Raw genomic sequence first — 15,948 nt, 5'->3', positions numbered from 1 at the left:
ATCCTTACTTATTCACTGAAGCCAATACTTGTTAGTGCTTGTTGATACTTGGGATGGATGATTTTGCAGGTATTAAACTCATCCCTTTCAACATAGTACTTACGCAGCCAATCAAATGAAGAAACTGAACCAGAAGACATAACCTGATGAAATCGATTGCTATCACGTGATGGATCATAAATGGACAGCATGGCTCTAGATAGCGATTCTATGCGTGATAATTCGCAGTTCAAATGCAATTCCTCGATACTACCGCTACTTACCGCATCATAAAAGCGGCTTTTTACCGAAAGGCCAAAGAATTCACAAAGGGAATTATAGATTTGCCAGGTCCCTTTTTCACGTCCTTGTTTGCTGTATCCAGCTATGTGAGGTGTCGCGATATCACATATTGCTGCCATCGATAGATTTGGTGTCGGTTCTTGATCCCATACATCAAAGACAAGATTAAGCTTACCATTTAACGCTCTATAACGTTCCATCAGGGCTGACTCATTAATAACACCGCCCCGCCCAGCAGAAATGATGGTCTGACCAGGTTGAAGTGTATTAATCAGGTCACCTTGGATCATATCGGCACTCGGGTATTGTCCGGTATACGTTAATGGGGCATGTAAAGAAATGATATCTGATCGCATCACCTCTTCTAGAGATCCTAACTTTACACCTTGGATAGCGCATTCTGTATAAGGGTCGTATGCCACAACACTACATCCTAGTGCGGCGAAACGGGCTGCGACACATTGCCCAACATTCCCTTGACCTACAATACCAATCGTTGACGTCAGCCAATTAAGTTGTTTGTTTAGATACAGATGGGCAAGAGAGCTAAACACATAGTCCGCTACAGCATCTGCATTGCAACCGGGAGCACTATTAAACCCTATCCCTACTTCTTTTAGATAATCTAAATCTACGTGATCTGTGCCAATCGTGGCGCTACCCACGTACTTAACAGACGTACCTTCCAGTAATGTCTTATTTACTTTTGTGACAGATCTAACCAAGAGCACATCAGCATCTTTTATCATGGAGTTTGTTAGTGATCTGCCGTTTGCAAATGTGATATCGCCCAATGCAGAAAACAGCTTTTCAACGTTAGGCATGTTCTCATCGGCAATTATTTTCATAACATTCTCTTAAGAATTCTTTTAAGGGCATTTGTTCTATCCCAGTGATTTTGTATAGAGCACTACTAAATTGCGCAACACGAATAGGTAAAGCATAATTCAAAAGCTTCCCTACATGATCTTGGACTGCCTGTTTGAAAGGAGAGGCGTCATACTCTGCTAATGACAAATTATCGACGCTTACTTCAAAAGGAAGACCGCTTGACCAATGAAATAGGCATTCATAGGCTTGAGGCACTATTTCGACGTGTTCAAATTGCACTTGTTGCTCAAGCGTTCGGCCATCTTCTGCGTACCAGTAACCGTAATCGTCAATCTGCCGGCGTTTTGCTCCAGCGACACACCAATGACTGATTTCATGAAGTGCACTTGATAAGTAGTCATAGCGATATTGGATTTGCGCAATACCATCAGCACCGTGGGCTAGATAAAAAGGCTCATCAAAGCCGCCGACAAGCTGTGTTTTATAGGCATCAAAAAAGACGTCGCTAAACGTCTTTTCTAGTATATCTACAGTTAACATTACATCTCTAAATGTATTGGCCTTATTGTACAATCAATTTAACCAACGAATTCTGAGATTAACCTCGATAGTAGCGCGCTGGTACAAAAGGCATTTTAGTTGAACGGAGAGTAATCATTTTACCACGAAGTGAGGCAAAAAGAGGAGTATCTAACGAATCTGTATCAACATAAGCCATGACAATCGGTTGACCAAGACTTGGTGCAAACCCGCCACTGGTAACCACCCCAACTTTCTTTCCATGCTCATCAACTATCTCGACTCCTTCCCTTACAGGTGCCTTCCCGTCAACAATAAAGCCTACTCGCTTTCGCTGAACTCCCGACGATAGTTGAGATAGAACAACGTCTGAACCAATGAAGTTCCCTTCTCTTTCGCCGCCTTCACGACGAACTTTTTGGATCGCCCATGTGATCGACGCTTCGACAGGAGTAGTCGTATCATCCAAGTCGTGTCCATATAAACACAGGCCTGCTTCCAAGCGTAGTGAATCACGTGCACCTAGACCGATCCACTGAACTTCTTCCATTTCTGTAAGAGCTTCACAAAAATTAGTTGCACACTCATTTGGGACGGATATTTCATAGCCATCTTCGCCTGTGTAACCGGAGCAGCTTACCCACAACTCAGCTCCTTGCCATTTTACTTTTGTGGAATTCATAAACAGCAAGGATTCAATCTCAGGCAGCAATCGCGCCGCTGCCATCCTCGCTTTGGGGCCCTGAATAGCAACAAGTGCTCGGTCCTCAACTACCTCTACAGATGTCGTAGGTAGGCTAGCGCGTAAATGAGCGACATCCTGTTCTTTGCAGGCAGCATTAACAACCATGTAAACAGCGTCGTCACCCCAGCTGGTAAACATTAAGTCATCTGCAATTCCACCAACTTCATTAGTAAAAACACCGTAACGCTGTGAGTTTACAGCCAACCCCTTAACATCGACGGGTAGGATCATCTCAAGCTCTTCTTTGACGTTAGGTCCTCTTAGAATGACCTGGCCCATATGAGAAACATCGAACAAGCCTGCGTTCGAGCGGGTCCAGAGATGCTCCTTCTTTACCCCTAAAGGATACTGTACGGGCATTTCGTAGCCTGCGAATTCGACCATTCGAGCCTCAGCATTAATGTGGGCTTGGTATAAAGGGGTATGTTTCATGAGCACCTCTGCATAATATTCTGACTAGAAGTATAAGTTTCCTATTGGAAACAAAGTATCTAAGTTCACTTTGTGATTTGCAACCATTCGGCGGTGGATATTGCGAAATATATCCAGATCGCGCACCACTGGATCGTTCTAATAATATACTTAACCAATTGGTTATATCGATTATTGACTTCAAAATATCAATAGTGAGTCATAATGTTGTTCGACACGTGTTTCCAATTGGAAACTTTTTGTTTATGATTCTAAAAAAGTAAGAAGACAGATGACTCAAACGACATTGTAAATGATCATTTTTCATCTTTTTTGATGTCACAAATGTTAGAATAATCATCGTCGAAGAATGTCACTGACATGAATGTTAATTAAGAGGATTCCCAACATGGCGAACACTGAAGCCTTTTTCAGCCAAGCACTTAAAGAGCGTGATGCGGAGCTTTACGCAACACTGGTAGAAGAACAAGAGCGTCAAGAAACTGGTATCGAGCTAATCGCGTCTGAGAACATAGTTTCAAAAGCAGTTTTAGAAGCTCAAGGCTCTGTTTTAACAAACAAGTACGCTGAAGGTTACCCAGAAAAACGCTATTATGGTGGCTGTGAAGCTGTAGACGTAACAGAACAATTAGCGATTGATCGTGCTAAGCAGCTATTTGGTTGTGAATTCGTAAATGTTCAACCACATTCTGGTGCGCAAGCTAACGGTGCTGTGATGTTGGCCCTACTTCAGCCTGGCGATACTATCATGGGCATGTCTCTTTCTTCTGGTGGCCACTTAACTCACGGTGCACCACCAGCACAATCAGGCAAATGGTTCAACGCAGTTCAATATGAAGTAAACGCTGATACATTACTAATTGATTACGACGCAATCGAAGCGAAAGCGATCGAATGCCAGCCCAAAATGATCATCGCTGGTGGTTCTGCTATCCCTCGTCAAATCGATTTTAAACGTTTTCGTGAAATCGCAGATAAAGTTGGCGCATATTTATTCGTAGATATGGCTCACATTGCGGGTCTTGTAGCGACAGGTGCACACCCTTCTCCACTACCTCATGCACATGTTGTGACAACAACTACGCACAAAACACTGCGTGGTCCTCGGGGTGGCATGATCTTGTCCAACGACATTGATCTAGGAAAGAAAATTAACTCAGCAGTCTTCCCAGGTTACCAAGGTGGTCCATTAATGCACGTTATCGCTGGTAAAGCGGTGGCATTCGGCGAAGCTCTGAAACCAGAATTCAAAGACTACATTGCTCAAGTGGTTGCAAACGCTAAAACTCTGGCGGCCGTAATGGTTGAACGTGGTTATGGCATCGTAACTGGCGGTACTGACACACACTTAATGCTTGTGGACCTTCGCCCTAAAGGCCTTAAAGGTAACGCTGCTGATGCTGCTCTTGAACGCGCTGGCATTACTTGTAACAAAAACGGTATTCCGTTCGACACTGAAAAACCAATGATCACTTCTGGTATTCGCCTAGGCACGCCAGCAGCGACCTCTCGTGGCTTCGGCGAACAAGAATTCCGTAAAGTAGGAAATCTAATCAGTGACGTACTTGATGGCTTAGTAGAGAAGCCAGAGGGTAATGCTGAGGTTGAGGCACGCGTAAAAGCTGAAGTACAAGAGCTTTGTAAGCAATTCCCTCTTTACCGTTAATCCATTCACGCCCGAGTGCTTGCTCGGGCAATTTTAAAGGACATTTGGCCATGAGCGATATTCCATCTAACCTTAAATATGCTGACTCACACGAATGGGTTTTGGACAACGGTGATGGCACCGTTACCGTTGGTATCTCAGATCACGCGCAAGAACTATTAGGCGATGTGGTATACCTTGAGCTTCCTGATGTGGGGTCAGAAACGACTGCCACTGAGCAGTTTTCGCTAGTAGAGTCTGTTAAAGCCGCTTCTGATATTTACGCACCTGTTTCAGGCGAGGTTGTAGAAGTAAATGAAGCACTTGATGATTCTCCCGAATTGGTAAACGAATCACCTTACGGTGAAGCGTGGATTGCGAAAATCAAATTAAGCGATCCATCAGAACTAGACAAGCTTCTCGATGCTGACGCATACGCAAGCACAATAGCATAGCTTCGATCCAACACCCCTAACTATAGGGGTGTTCTCTTCTCTTCTTGCAATTTCTTTTATAGGTGACCTTACATGACATCGTGTATCCGCGACTTGCTAGGCAAAGACGAATTCATCGCACGCCACATCGGCCCAGATTCGACTGAACAAACTTCGATGCTCAGTACCATTGGTTTTGAATCATTAGACCAACTCATCGAGAACACTATTCCTAGTGCCATTCGTCTCGCCAATCTTGATATGTCAAAAGAGCCAGTTAGTGAAAATGATGCACTATCGCAATTAAAAGAAATTGCTGAAAACAATAAAATCGCCCGTAGCTATATTGGGATGGGGTATCACGACACTATTGTGCCCACTCCCATTCTACGTAATCTCCTAGAAAACCCAGGTTGGTACACCGCTTATACGCCTTACCAACCTGAAATTTCTCAGGGACGATTAGAAGCTCTTTTAAACTTCCAACAAGTCGTCATCGACCTGACTGGTATGGAAATCTCAAATGCTTCTTTATTAGATGAAGCGACTGCCGCGGCCGAGGCAATGACTTTGATGCAGCGTGCAGGCAAGAAAAAGGGCAATCGTTTATTTGTCGCGAACAATGTGCTTCCACAGACCATCGATGTTGTTAAAACGCGTGCAGAATTGCTAGATATTGAAGTTGTCGTTGATGATGCCGACACCGTATCTGAATACGATGTTTTCGGTGCGATTTTTCAGTACCCAGGAACAGATGGGCAGGTGACTGATATCACCGCATCTATCGCGCAGGTTCATGAACAAGGGGCATTAGTATCAGTTGCCGTTGATCTATTATCATTGGTATTACTTAAATCACCTGGCGAACTAGGTGCTGATATTGTTATAGGTAGTGCTCAACGCCTTGGTGTGCCAATGGGATTCGGTGGACCTCACGCAGCATTTCTCGCAACTAAAGATAAATTTAAGCGATCTATGCCGGGTCGCGTTATTGGTGTATCAAGAGATTCACACAATAAACCTGCATTGCGTATGGCGATGCAGACGCGAGAACAGCATATTCGTCGTGAAAAAGCGACGTCTAATATTTGTACAGCACAAGCCCTGCTTGCAATGATGGCTGGCTTTTATGCGGTGTATCATGGTCCGCAAGGATTGAAGAAGATTGCGACAAGGGTTGCTGGGTTTACTCACGTATTCGCTCAAGCTTTATCAGGGCATTACTCTGTTAATGCTACCCATTTCGATACGCTTAAAGTGAAAACACACGATAAAACTCTGACGATCTTTAAGGCTGCCGCAGACAAAGGGATTAACCTATACCAAGTTGATAGTGCATCCTTGTCATTATCGTTCAGCGAAACCAGCACCATCGAAGATTTACGTAATTTGGCGGACAGCTTTGGAGTTTCATTGGATGAAAGTCTACTTGATCAAGAAATCTCGTTAGGCATTCCAACTGATATGCAACGTCAAGACGCCATTTTGACGCACCCGGTTTTTAATACTCATCACAGTGAAACCGAGCTTATGCGCTACTTGCGTCAGCTGGAAGTAAAAGACATTGCACTGAACCAAAGTATGATCCCGCTCGGATCATGTACCATGAAGCTGAACTCTGCTTCTGAAATGATCCCTGTTACTTGGCCTGAATTTGGTCGTATTCATCCATTCGCACCTAAATCGCAAGTGGGTGGCTATCAAACATTGCTAAACGATTTGATTAGCATGCTTTCTAAAGCAACAGGTTATGACACCATCTCGCTACAGCCCAATTCGGGGGCACAAGGTGAATATGCAGGGCTTTTGGCAATAGATAAGTACCATAAATCTCGCGGTGATGATCAGCGCAACATTTGTCTTATTCCAAGCTCGGCACACGGCACCAACCCTGCTTCGGCCGCTCTCGCTGGCATGAAGGTTGTTATCGTTAAGTGCGATGAAGACGGCAACATCGATATCGATGATTTGAAAGAGAAGGCCGAGAAATACACTGATAATCTTAGTTGCATCATGGCAACTTACCCTTCTACTCACGGTGTGTTTGAAGAACAAATTCGCGAAGTATGTGAAATCGTTCATAACAATGGCGGCCAAGTATACATCGACGGCGCCAACTTAAATGCTTTGGTGGGTATCGCTCCTCCAGGCAGTTTCGGTGGCGACGTATCACACCTGAATCTACATAAGACATTCTGTATCCCACACGGTGGTGGCGGGCCAGGTATGGGTCCAATTGGTGTCAAATCTCATCTTGCGCCCTTCTTACCAGGTCATGCGGTGTCTCCTGTTGTACAAAATGATGTTCAGCACGGTGCAGTATCTGCCGCACCTTATGGTTCGGCTAGCATTCTTGTGATCACGTGGATGTACATTAAGATGATGGGCGACCGTGGCTTAAAAGAAGCGACATTTAACGCTATTTTGAATGCAAACTATATTGCTAAGCGTTTAGAACAACACTATCCAGTTTTATATACTGGTAAAAATGGCACGGTAGCTCATGAGTGCATTATCGATATCCGACCTTTAAAAGCCGAATCAGGTATCTCCGAAGAAGATATCGCGAAACGGCTAATGGATTTCGGTTTCCATGCTCCTACCATGTCCTTTCCGGTGGCAGGGACTTTAATGATTGAGCCAACTGAATCAGAAAACCGTGAGGAATTAGATCGCTTCTGTGACGCGATGATTCAGATAAGATCTGAGATCGCCAAAGTTCAAAACGGTGACTGGACGCTTGAAGACAACCCATTGGTTAATGCTCCTCATACAGCCGCGTGTCTTCTTGAAACAGATTGGCAACATGCTTACAGCCGTGAAGAGGCAGCGTATCCATTGGCTTGGATTAAAGATCGCAAATATTGGCCTCCAGTTGGGCGCATTGATAATGTTTACGGTGACCGTAATCTATTCTGCGAATGCCCTCCTATAGAAAGCTACGAAAGCTAAGCAATAAAAAAGAGAGCCATTGGCTCTCTTTTTTTCTGTCCATCCATCCCTGACTTACGAAATTTCAAAGCGCTTATCAAAGCGACTGATCATTAAAATATTGCGAATGAAATCGTTGGCTTTAATAATCTCAATCCGAGCCTCTGAGCTTAGCGCAGCCTTCATGCTAAGTAGCATTCCCAGTGCAGCGCTGTCGAGGTATTCGACATTTTCCATGTTGACAACGAAATGATCGTACTGATCTATAAAATCAGTATATGCCAATCTAAAGTCATTGAATAACGAGAAGTCGAAGCTACCTATAACAGCAATTTCAACGATTCCCTTGTTATCTTCTACGCTTACCGAAATACTCATATTGTGTACATTGAGCGCTTAGCGCTCTCCTCCCAAGCATTCAGGGGAGTCTGGCGCATCAAATTTACGAGCTTCCCATTCCTCATCCGTATACAAGTGTAGCGCTAGCGCGTGAATCTTGCTCATTTGATCCGTCAGAGCTCCGTATACCAACTGATGCCGCTGAACAGCCCTCATTCCGGTGAAAGCATTACTAATCAGTGTTAACTTAAAATGCGATTCACTCCCAGCTGGCACATTGTGCTTGTAGCTCTCGTTTTCCAATTCAAGATGATGTACGTTAAACGCTCTCGTTATTGTTTCTCGAATTTCACTTTCGATTTGCATGTAACCTCCAAACGTTTTACTGCACGGTTTCTTCAGCGCTTGATTCATTGTCGCCGCTTAATAATAATTGACCTTTATTCTTTGGATACGCGATATCGAGCGAAACCGCTCCGCCTTCTCTCCATACACTGATAATCGTGTCCATATTTGCGGCCATAACGGACCTCTTATCGTCTGGCGCAGCCGCAATAACTTGAAGACCAATGTCTCTCATAAAGCCCATACAGGTTGATGTTTTCGCCATATCAATCTTATTGAATGCTTCATCAAACATGGCCAACGAGAACCCCCCAACAATGTCTCCGTCCATTGTTTCGTGAAGACGGTATGTTGTAGAAAGCGCTGCCGCAATAGCAAGATAAAAAGGTATTTGGTGCTCACCACCTGAACCCGTTTGAATACGTTGCGACAGCGTTGTTTTCTTCTGTCCTTCAAGATCCAAGATATCGACTTCAAAGTTATAAAATTTGCGGTAGTCAGCTAAGTCTTTTTGCTTTTCTTCGTCATTGATTAGCTCTTGAATCACAGAGATCGCTTTTGCATGCTCAGGGTCACCTGTCTGCTCTGGGTCAAATAAGCCACCAACATTTGCTTGGTCAAGAGAGCTAAACTTCGCCACCAAATCCAGTATATCTTTCATGTCTCCATTTGGGTAGAAACGGAACTGATACACCTCTTGGTTGAAGGGGCGGCGTTTTAAGCTGTGATTCAACTCTTTAATGATATGAGCCACTTGATCAAGAGAGTCTTTAAGTTTGGATACATAATCGCTGCGGAAGGTCTCTTCAGCTTCTCGTCTTGCAAGCTCTGCACGTTTAGCATATTTCGCTAGCTCAGTCTCACTTAGTACTTCGATCTGATGTGTAACATAATGCTCAAACTCTTCAAACTTTGACTCCAGATAATCAAGTTGAATGTCATCATCTAAATTGCTGTTATGGTATTTTGCGTAATGATCTGCCACCTCTTTACGGACTTTTTGATCAAAAGAGCGTACTTTTTCTGAGGCTTTTTCAGATCGGCTCATTGCTTCTTTATAAATGGCCGCACCGCTCACCATACTCGACTCGAGTAGCTCATAGCGCTCACTTGCAAACTCAGCATTAAATAGCTGGTTAGCGGTAATTCGCGTTCGCTCCTCGTCTAGCGCTGCTAGAGCTTCGGCAAGTTGTGATTTTTGCGTGTTTAATGAGCCATATTGTTCGGCTATTTGCTGGCGCTCTCGATCGAGCTTTTTGTGCTCTAACTCAATAACTGCAATTCGTTCTTTTAGGCTGTCTATTCGTTCTTGGAGGTCCTGATCATCATTTTGCAACAAACCGTCAATTTGTGCCTGAATGTCTGCTAAATCTTGAGTGTTGCGTGTGTTGGAACTACCCGCATCGTTTAGAGCAGCTGTATCAATTTGGTTTGAAGCCATAACTCGACTGAGCAAACTGTCTGCTTGTTCAAGGCGCTGATCTGTCTTCATATAATCAAGCAATTCAGCACTGAGCTTCTGAAGTTGGGCTTCTCGTGATTTACGCATGCCGTCGGTATTTATGCCCACCATCATGTGCGGTGTAAAACGAATTGTTGAAATAGTGCCGGATAGTTTTAACATTCCGTCTGCTGTCATTGCACTGTCTTCACGCAGCAACTCGCGCTCTGTATCAACCGGCTTAATGCCACCTAAACGACGATTTAAATATGCTTGAGCATGATCATCAGAGCAACGTATATATTGAAGTACTGAGCGACTATCGCCACGATTTATCCATAGACGTGTCTGCGTGGTATCGATGACTCGACACCCCATTAATTGACGACGATGCGCTCGGAATATGCGAATTGCTTCTTCAGCGTCGTCTGGAGGGACAATGAGTGCCTCGCGCTGGCTGCCTAAATAACCTTCGATGGCATCCTGCCATTTATGGTCAGTCACTTCGGCAAGATGACTCAACGGCGTTGCTTTTATATTGGCTTGGTCCAACAAAGCAATTAATTTCTTAACATTAGGAGATAACGGGCTCGAACCACCCTTTAAGGAAGAAACATCAGATTCTAACTGACGACACTCATCTTTCAGATTTAGTATGTGCCTGTTTAGCTGAGTGCGCTGTTGAAATAACGCGGCTTTATCTTCATCCAGTGCGTCATTTAAGTTCGCTAAAAGTTTACTGACTACCTTAGCGCTGCCCAGTATATTGCCTTGAGCGTCGATATTTTGAGCTGCATCTGATGCGTCATCAATTAATGCTCTAACCTTTGCAGACAAAATATCTTCAAAGGTATGCAGTGCTGCCATTAACTGCAGCACTTGATGGGCCTGTATCACCAGCTTTTTGTCTTGCTGCCCTTCAAGGGTCAACAGTTTTTTACTTTGTTCTAACTGCTGTAATTTTAGGCCGACGTCAGAATGCTCATATTGTTGTTCTAAGCGAACTAACTGCCCTTGTAACTGCTTTAGTAGGTTTGACTGAGCAACGATTTCTTCATCAATTTCTTCTTCTCGTTCTTTGAAGCCCTCGTATTGATCTTGAATCTCATCTTGTTTGCTACCGAGTTGATCAACACGAGCCTCCGTCGCGATCCACTGATAATTAACAACTGTCTGTTCTTGCTGGCGTTTTTTATCACACTCCACTTGTATCGCTTTGAGATCATCAATTCGTTTAGCCACTTCTTGCGTCTTGGCCTCAAGCTGACGGTATTCAGCCAAAGACTTCTGGTAGGCGCCTACTTGAAGGGGCGCTTCTGCCAAAACGAAGTCTTGCACAAATCGTGTGGGTGAGGCGATCGGTACAAACTTGAGCGCGTTTTTGAAGTTCTTCATAAATCCGTCAAGTGAAATAAGCTGATCTGAACTCGGGCTTAATTCTTCCAAATAACGGTTCATGTATTGGGTAGCCGATGCGCTACCGGATTTGATGTACGGATCCAAACATACTTTTTTCATGGCTTCACGAACTTCTAGCCAAGGTTTTGCTTTGTATTGTTTAGTGCCTAAGATTTCAACGAAATCCTCGCGCCTAACTCCGTAGTTGGATAGCACAAACCTACCAAGTACATCTTCTTCAGGAGACGCGAGTGAAGCAGATAGGCATAACCCAACGGTTGTTTCTTTACCACTATTTTCGTCTTCAAATACAAGAGCTAGGTATGCTATAGCATCCTGACGAGTTTGCGCACCAGAAACTTTCTCGCTCGCTTGTCCAGAGTCAATCATGCCCAGAATATATGATCGTATACTTCGACCAGAGGCTTTGCCGTCGTTTGCACTAGCGTTGTAGTTAAGATGTCGTTTACTTGCGCCAGTTAGTACGGTCTGAATGGCATCGAGTAAAGACGATTTACCAGAGCCGGTTGGCCCGATAATCGCTGTATTGCCTCGTATGTTGATCTCTTCGGCCCCTAAAAGGTACCAGTTAACGAGAACAATTCGATTTAACTTCTTCATAATCGCCTCTATTGTGCCTCTACGCCAGATTCATTTATATCTTCATCTGTTACATCATCGTCTTCTGGGTCAACACCGTTAAACGATTCAAGTTGTCGTAGATAGGCTTCTGTTACGATCAGCCGTATAACAGGCGTGATGTTAATCATTAGGTTCTTCGAGTCTTCTTCGTAGGCTTTACCTCGAATAATGACGCCGTGCTTACTAAATAAACTGAGTATTTCTTTGAATCGAGTTTCGGTCGGTATTTCACGTTTAACCAATTGCACATACCGTTCTAGGATTGTCACGCTGTTGGTTGCGACAAAGCCATTATCTACTTCGAAATTTTCGATTTTTTCTTCGTAAATTTGACGAAGAACAAGAAGAAACAATGTCTCATCGGTTTTAAGTCGCACAAACGCTTCCCGCTCAACGGGCAGTACTCCAGCTAAGCGTTCATTTTCGTTGACGTATAATTTCATTCCTAGCGCATCGAATATATTTGAGAAGTACTGCTGGTACATTTCGACTAATAAAAAGTGACGGCGTTGACCGTGCTTAAACGCACTTACAAATTGATTGGCTAACAAATAGTTCGCAGTTTGCTGAAACTCTTGCGGGTCTTTTCCTGACTCTTCGGATACCCGTTTTAATTCTCTTAACATTGGTTTAGCTCCTGCGCACTACATTAAATTCGCGACATTCAACGAATTCACGGACATTTATATATTGATCTGTAAACACGACATCAAAGGTCTTCTCGATTCGTTTAGCATTAACCCCAAGCGAGCCAATGTAGCGCAGGTGGTCAAAACATACGAAATCCTCTACGGACTCGATCGTAAAATCAAGAATATGCATCGAAGGTTTTTCTGATAACTGACGGTCTAAATACCCTTGCAACTTGGCGGCACTCACTTGACGTGCTTCATGGAATCGGCGTTGCCGATCACGAATAGCAATTGCGTCTTGGGAAACCTCTGCTTGAGTGATAATTCGAGGTGCAGGCGGTTCTCGACGTTTTGCTGGTTGTGCTGCTGATTCCACCCCTACGATCTTGTTTCCTACCACTTGTTTTAATCGCGGAACCGCATCAAATTTTGCAACATCGCTAATGATTCCCGCAATTTTATTAGCCAGCCCAGGGCGTGAGGAATCCATGTAGCGAGCGGTATCGGCGGCGCGTTTTTCTAAGCGATAGCGGTATTCATCGATGCGTTCTAGGCGCTGCTCTATCGTTGAGAAGGTTTGAATAATATCTCGACAGTCTTTCTCTACCGCCGCCAGCGCATCATCAACCGAGATGAGCTGTTGATCTGCGTAACACTGCGCTATTTTTCCGGCAGTCGATGGCTCAGATAGAAAGCCTTGTGCGAGTTCCAAAATTTGGCGTCGAAAACGAAACGGGTTATTGCTTGTTTTAATGGTTTTGTAGTCTGCTATCAGGATGCCTTCTACAAAAAGATCGAAAAAACCTGCAACGATTTCTTTGGGATTTCGATTTGCAAACAAGTCTCGTTGAAGCGATCGAATACCGAGCAATATCTGATTGAGGTGGGCGGAAAACTCCCTAGACGCTTCTGCTGATTGACTTAATGTCACTCCTCGCTCTTGAGGGTGATTAGCGACCGACTCCAAGTTACTCAAAATACTAAGAACAGTTGCACCATAATTGCGCTTCCCGTGGCGACTGATCTCTACCAGCGAGCGCAGTAGCATAGAAACTTGGGGCGTCATCAAAACACTGACACGATAGAGCTCCTGCTCTTCTACAAGCCACCCCGTATTAACCAATCGGTGATATATACGGAGTGCATACTCATGTATTGTTTTTGGAGAGTCGAAAGTTTCCTTTACATCATCGTGCCATGCCAATGTGTCTAGCTTATGAAGGGTGTCCTCAATGGACTCTATAATGGCTGATTTCTCTTTTATTGGATCTTCCGCGTGGTCGTAAAAGACATCCGCTAGATCAAATAAAACGGCCTCAACCAAAACCTTGTTGGAGCCTGACAGCGCTTGAAAGATCTCATCAGGCAAATGGGTGAATAACATTCAGAATCAGTCCATTCAATTGCACTACGCTGGCGTCGAGAAAACTAACTCGGTGTCAGCTTAGATATGATCGCACCTTCCATTGCTTGAACAACTTCAGGGTTGTCACCGATAGGTTCAAGCAATGTCAGAGTGCGGTATTGGTTAGTTAGAGTTTCCAACTGTTTTGGTACGTCGACGCGTAAATGTCTACCTTTGGCAAAAAACAGTGGGTAAACAGCTATGTTTTTCTTATCAGTTGGAAGCGTGTTTAAAATATCTTCGATACTGGGTGAGCACAATTCCATATATGCCAAACTTACCTTATCTTTTGATACATCACCAGTCACGTTGGCTAACAGGCTCTCAAACGGTCGCTTCCAATTTGCGTCGCTGCTACCGTGAGCAAGTAGAATAATGTGATCGTATTGGTTAAGTTGCATGGGACTACCTTATTAATAATGGGTACATTTTATAGATTAAACCCTCTAAAAAGAAGGGCTTAGGCTCGAAACAAATTGATGAGGGTGATCTAACGAATACCGATGTGTCGTATATCCTTATAAATATCCTCAAAAGGACTCTGAATGAAAATCTTGCTTACTGGTGCGAGTGGATTTGTTGCCACAACCTTAATACCAAAGCTTGTTGCTGCAGGCCATGATGTTTACGGATTGGTTCACAAAAATAGGTCTACCTCGTCATACGTAACAAACATCAAATTGGATGATTTGAATCGCCATACGTTCGACGCTGTAATCAACCTAGCAGGTGCAAATATTGGCGCTAAACGCTGGACCCACCGCCGGAAAAAAGAGCTAATCGACAGTCGGGTGGCGTTTACAAGACATTTGAAATCAGCACTGCAAGAGGTTCCTCCTATTTGGCTTAACGCGTCCGCTGTGGGCTACTACGGCTTTGATTCTGAACAACGTTTTTGTGAAGATACGCCACCGAATGATGGATTCACGCATGAGTTGTGTGCGATGTGGGAGCAGGAAGCCCTGACTGCGATGGCCGCACGAACAGTTATCTTTCGTTTAGGTGTTGTTCTTGGTAATGGTGGTGTTCTCGATAAGATGAAGCTACCGTATAAAATGGGGTTAGGCAGCAAGATTGGTAATGGTAAGCAGTTCTTTCCTTGGATTCACATTGAAGATGTATGCTGTTTTATAGAGCATGCTTTAAAAGATGAACGTTACCAAGGCTCGATTAATTTAGTATCGCCTGAAATTGTTACGCAAGAGCAATTCTCTAGAGCGCTTGCCAAATCCTATAATCGGCCTCATCTATTGAAAACCCCAGCATTTGCGCTAGAGTTGGCTTTCGGAGAAATGGGGGGGCTTGTAACAAAGGGGCAACAAGTTCTGCCGAAGGCATTAAGCGATCTTGGATTTGAATTTCGGTACAGTAAACTGAGTGACGCACTTAACTCACTGAGTTAAATTCAAAATTGTTACCGTCGTGTTTTACGAGGAACGGGGAGACCATTGTAGTCGTCTAAAGAGTGACGGCACTCTGGGTATTTAATGCAGCCCCAAAAATAGCCTTTGGGGCCTTTTTTACGAATCAAGTAATGACCACAAGCCCTACACGGGTATTTTTTTGTTGATGCGGGGCGCCCCTCCACGTCTTCTAAGGTAACTTTGCATTCAGGGTAGTTTACGCAACCCCAAAATGTATTACCCTTGTAGCTCTTTCGTTTTAGAGGTGAGTTGCATACTGGACAAAAATATTTTTTTGCTCTGACTGGCCGCCCTTCTTCGTCGTTCGCAGTGTAGTCACACGACGGGTAATTCTCACACCCCCAAAATGCGCCATTTTTTCCTTTCTTTGATAGTAATAATCCGCTGCATTTCGGACATCTATAGCGTTTTCCAGGCACACCAATGTAGCTTGAGTCCTGAGTTAAAAACTCTTTTTCCCAATGATCATTAGTGCTTTGGAAATCATCATCACGATCAGACAT

At 44.0% G+C, this 15,948-nt stretch carries 14 protein-coding genes; 4 read left to right on the top strand and 10 right to left on the bottom strand.

Features of this window, described 5'->3' with window-relative positions:
- Positions 1 to 8 precede the first annotated feature (8 nt).
- The 3 genes from DN730_RS02535 to gcvT are packed head-to-tail and all read right to left on the bottom strand — an operon-like array spanning position 9 to position 2,809.
- On the bottom strand, positions 9 to 1,130 hold the full coding sequence (locus tag DN730_RS02535) for a 4-phosphoerythronate dehydrogenase (protein ID WP_115466534.1): 1,122 nt from the start codon (positions 1,128 to 1,130) through the stop codon (positions 9 to 11).
- Positions 1,111 to 1,653 (bottom strand): elongation factor P hydroxylase, encoded by a 543-nt coding sequence (locus DN730_RS02530; protein WP_115466533.1) that lies wholly within the window; start codon positions 1,651 to 1,653, stop codon positions 1,111 to 1,113. Before DN730_RS02530 ends, DN730_RS02535 begins: the two co-directional genes overlap by 20 nt.
- A 58-nt stretch (positions 1,654 to 1,711) precedes the next feature.
- Positions 1,712 to 2,809, bottom strand: coding sequence for a glycine cleavage system aminomethyltransferase GcvT (gene gcvT, locus DN730_RS02525; protein ID WP_115466532.1), 1,098 nt, complete (start codon positions 2,807 to 2,809; stop codon positions 1,712 to 1,714).
- Positions 2,810 to 3,197: 388 nt separating this feature from the next.
- Between gcvT and glyA the strand changes: the two genes are divergently transcribed.
- The 3 genes from glyA to gcvP all read left to right on the top strand — a co-directional run bounded on the left by glyA (position 3,198) and on the right by gcvP (position 7,840).
- Positions 3,198 to 4,475, top strand: a complete 1,278-nt coding sequence (gene glyA, locus DN730_RS02520) for a serine hydroxymethyltransferase (protein ID WP_115466531.1) — start codon at positions 3,198 to 3,200, stop codon at positions 4,473 to 4,475.
- Positions 4,476 to 4,525: 50 nt separating this feature from the next.
- Positions 4,526 to 4,909: a glycine cleavage system protein GcvH gene (gene gcvH / locus DN730_RS02515; protein WP_115466530.1), complete on the top strand. Its 384-nt coding sequence runs from the start codon at positions 4,526 to 4,528 to the stop codon at positions 4,907 to 4,909.
- 72 nt (positions 4,910 to 4,981) lie between these two features.
- Positions 4,982 to 7,840: an aminomethyl-transferring glycine dehydrogenase gene (gene gcvP / locus DN730_RS02510; RefSeq protein WP_115466529.1), complete on the top strand. Its 2,859-nt coding sequence runs from the start codon at positions 4,982 to 4,984 to the stop codon at positions 7,838 to 7,840.
- A 54-nt stretch (positions 7,841 to 7,894) separates the two neighbouring features.
- Here the strand turns inward: gcvP and DN730_RS02505 are convergent, their stop codons facing one another.
- From DN730_RS02505 to DN730_RS02480, 6 genes are read right to left on the bottom strand one after another with little or no spacing between them, the layout of a single operon-like run.
- Positions 7,895 to 8,197 carry an STAS domain-containing protein gene (locus DN730_RS02505; protein ID WP_115466528.1) on the bottom strand — a complete coding sequence of 101 codons (303 nt, stop codon included), beginning with the start codon at positions 8,195 to 8,197 and terminating at the stop codon, positions 7,895 to 7,897.
- An 18-nt stretch (positions 8,198 to 8,215) separates the two neighbouring features.
- Entirely contained in the window at positions 8,216 to 8,524 is a 309-nt protein-coding gene (locus tag DN730_RS02500; protein ID WP_115466527.1) for a BolA family protein, read from the bottom strand.
- A 16-nt stretch (positions 8,525 to 8,540) separates the two neighbouring features.
- A complete protein-coding gene (locus DN730_RS02495; RefSeq protein WP_115466526.1) occupies positions 8,541 to 11,963 on the bottom strand; it encodes an SbcC/MukB-like Walker B domain-containing protein in 3,423 nt (1,140 codons plus the stop codon).
- Between the two features lie 8 nt (positions 11,964 to 11,971).
- Entirely contained in the window at positions 11,972 to 12,610 is a 639-nt protein-coding gene (locus DN730_RS02490) for a DUF4194 domain-containing protein (RefSeq protein WP_115466525.1), read from the bottom strand.
- A 4-nt stretch (positions 12,611 to 12,614) separates the two neighbouring features.
- On the bottom strand, positions 12,615 to 14,000 hold the full coding sequence (locus DN730_RS02485) for a Wadjet anti-phage system protein JetA family protein (protein ID WP_115466524.1): 1,386 nt from the start codon (positions 13,998 to 14,000) through the stop codon (positions 12,615 to 12,617).
- A gap of 44 nt (positions 14,001 to 14,044) precedes the next feature.
- Positions 14,045 to 14,422 (bottom strand): sirohydrochlorin chelatase, encoded by a 378-nt coding sequence (locus DN730_RS02480; RefSeq protein ID WP_115466523.1) that lies wholly within the window; start codon positions 14,420 to 14,422, stop codon positions 14,045 to 14,047.
- A gap of 144 nt (positions 14,423 to 14,566) precedes the next feature.
- Here DN730_RS02480 and DN730_RS02475 point away from each other — a divergent pair, with 144 nt between their 5' ends.
- Positions 14,567 to 15,424, top strand: a complete 858-nt coding sequence (locus tag DN730_RS02475) for a TIGR01777 family oxidoreductase (RefSeq protein WP_115466522.1) — start codon at positions 14,567 to 14,569, stop codon at positions 15,422 to 15,424.
- Positions 15,425 to 15,435: 11 nt separating this feature from the next.
- Here DN730_RS02475 and DN730_RS02470 read toward each other — a convergent pair whose 3' ends face one another.
- Positions 15,436 to 15,948 carry a DNA topoisomerase family protein gene (locus DN730_RS02470; protein ID WP_115466521.1) on the bottom strand — a complete coding sequence of 171 codons (513 nt, stop codon included), beginning with the start codon at positions 15,946 to 15,948 and terminating at the stop codon, positions 15,436 to 15,438.

It is taken from the genome of Marinomonas piezotolerans, assembly GCF_003362755.1.
GTDB classification, from domain to species: domain Bacteria; phylum Pseudomonadota; class Gammaproteobacteria; order Pseudomonadales; family Marinomonadaceae; genus Marinomonas; species Marinomonas piezotolerans.
The sequence above is the reverse complement of the archived record's forward strand: the minus strand, read 5'-3'. Positions and strand labels throughout refer to the sequence as shown.

Coding starts and splice junctions, on each gene's coding strand:
- DN730_RS02480 (WP_115466523.1), bottom strand. CDS start 14,422: ATGCAACTTAACCAATACGATCACATTATTCTACTTGCTCACGGTAGC.
- gcvT (WP_115466532.1), bottom strand. CDS start 2,809: ATGAAACATACCCCTTTATACCAAGCCCACATTAATGCTGAGGCTCGA.
- DN730_RS02500 (WP_115466527.1), bottom strand. CDS start 8,524: ATGCAAATCGAAAGTGAAATTCGAGAAACAATAACGAGAGCGTTTAAC.
- gcvP (WP_115466529.1), top strand. CDS start 4,982: ATGACATCGTGTATCCGCGACTTGCTAGGCAAAGACGAATTCATCGCA.
- glyA (WP_115466531.1), top strand. CDS start 3,198: ATGGCGAACACTGAAGCCTTTTTCAGCCAAGCACTTAAAGAGCGTGAT.
- gcvH (WP_115466530.1), top strand. CDS start 4,526: ATGAGCGATATTCCATCTAACCTTAAATATGCTGACTCACACGAATGG.
- DN730_RS02495 (WP_115466526.1), bottom strand. CDS start 11,963: ATGAAGAAGTTAAATCGAATTGTTCTCGTTAACTGGTACCTTTTAGGG.
- DN730_RS02470 (WP_115466521.1), bottom strand. CDS start 15,948: ATGTCTGATCGTGATGATGATTTCCAAAGCACTAATGATCATTGGGAA.
- DN730_RS02475 (WP_115466522.1), top strand. CDS start 14,567: ATGAAAATCTTGCTTACTGGTGCGAGTGGATTTGTTGCCACAACCTTA.
- DN730_RS02485 (WP_115466524.1), bottom strand. CDS start 14,000: ATGTTATTCACCCATTTGCCTGATGAGATCTTTCAAGCGCTGTCAGGC.
- DN730_RS02490 (WP_115466525.1), bottom strand. CDS start 12,610: ATGTTAAGAGAATTAAAACGGGTATCCGAAGAGTCAGGAAAAGACCCG.
- DN730_RS02535 (WP_115466534.1), bottom strand. CDS start 1,130: ATGAAAATAATTGCCGATGAGAACATGCCTAACGTTGAAAAGCTGTTT.
- DN730_RS02505 (WP_115466528.1), bottom strand. CDS start 8,197: ATGAGTATTTCGGTAAGCGTAGAAGATAACAAGGGAATCGTTGAAATT.
- DN730_RS02530 (WP_115466533.1), bottom strand. CDS start 1,653: ATGTTAACTGTAGATATACTAGAAAAGACGTTTAGCGACGTCTTTTTT.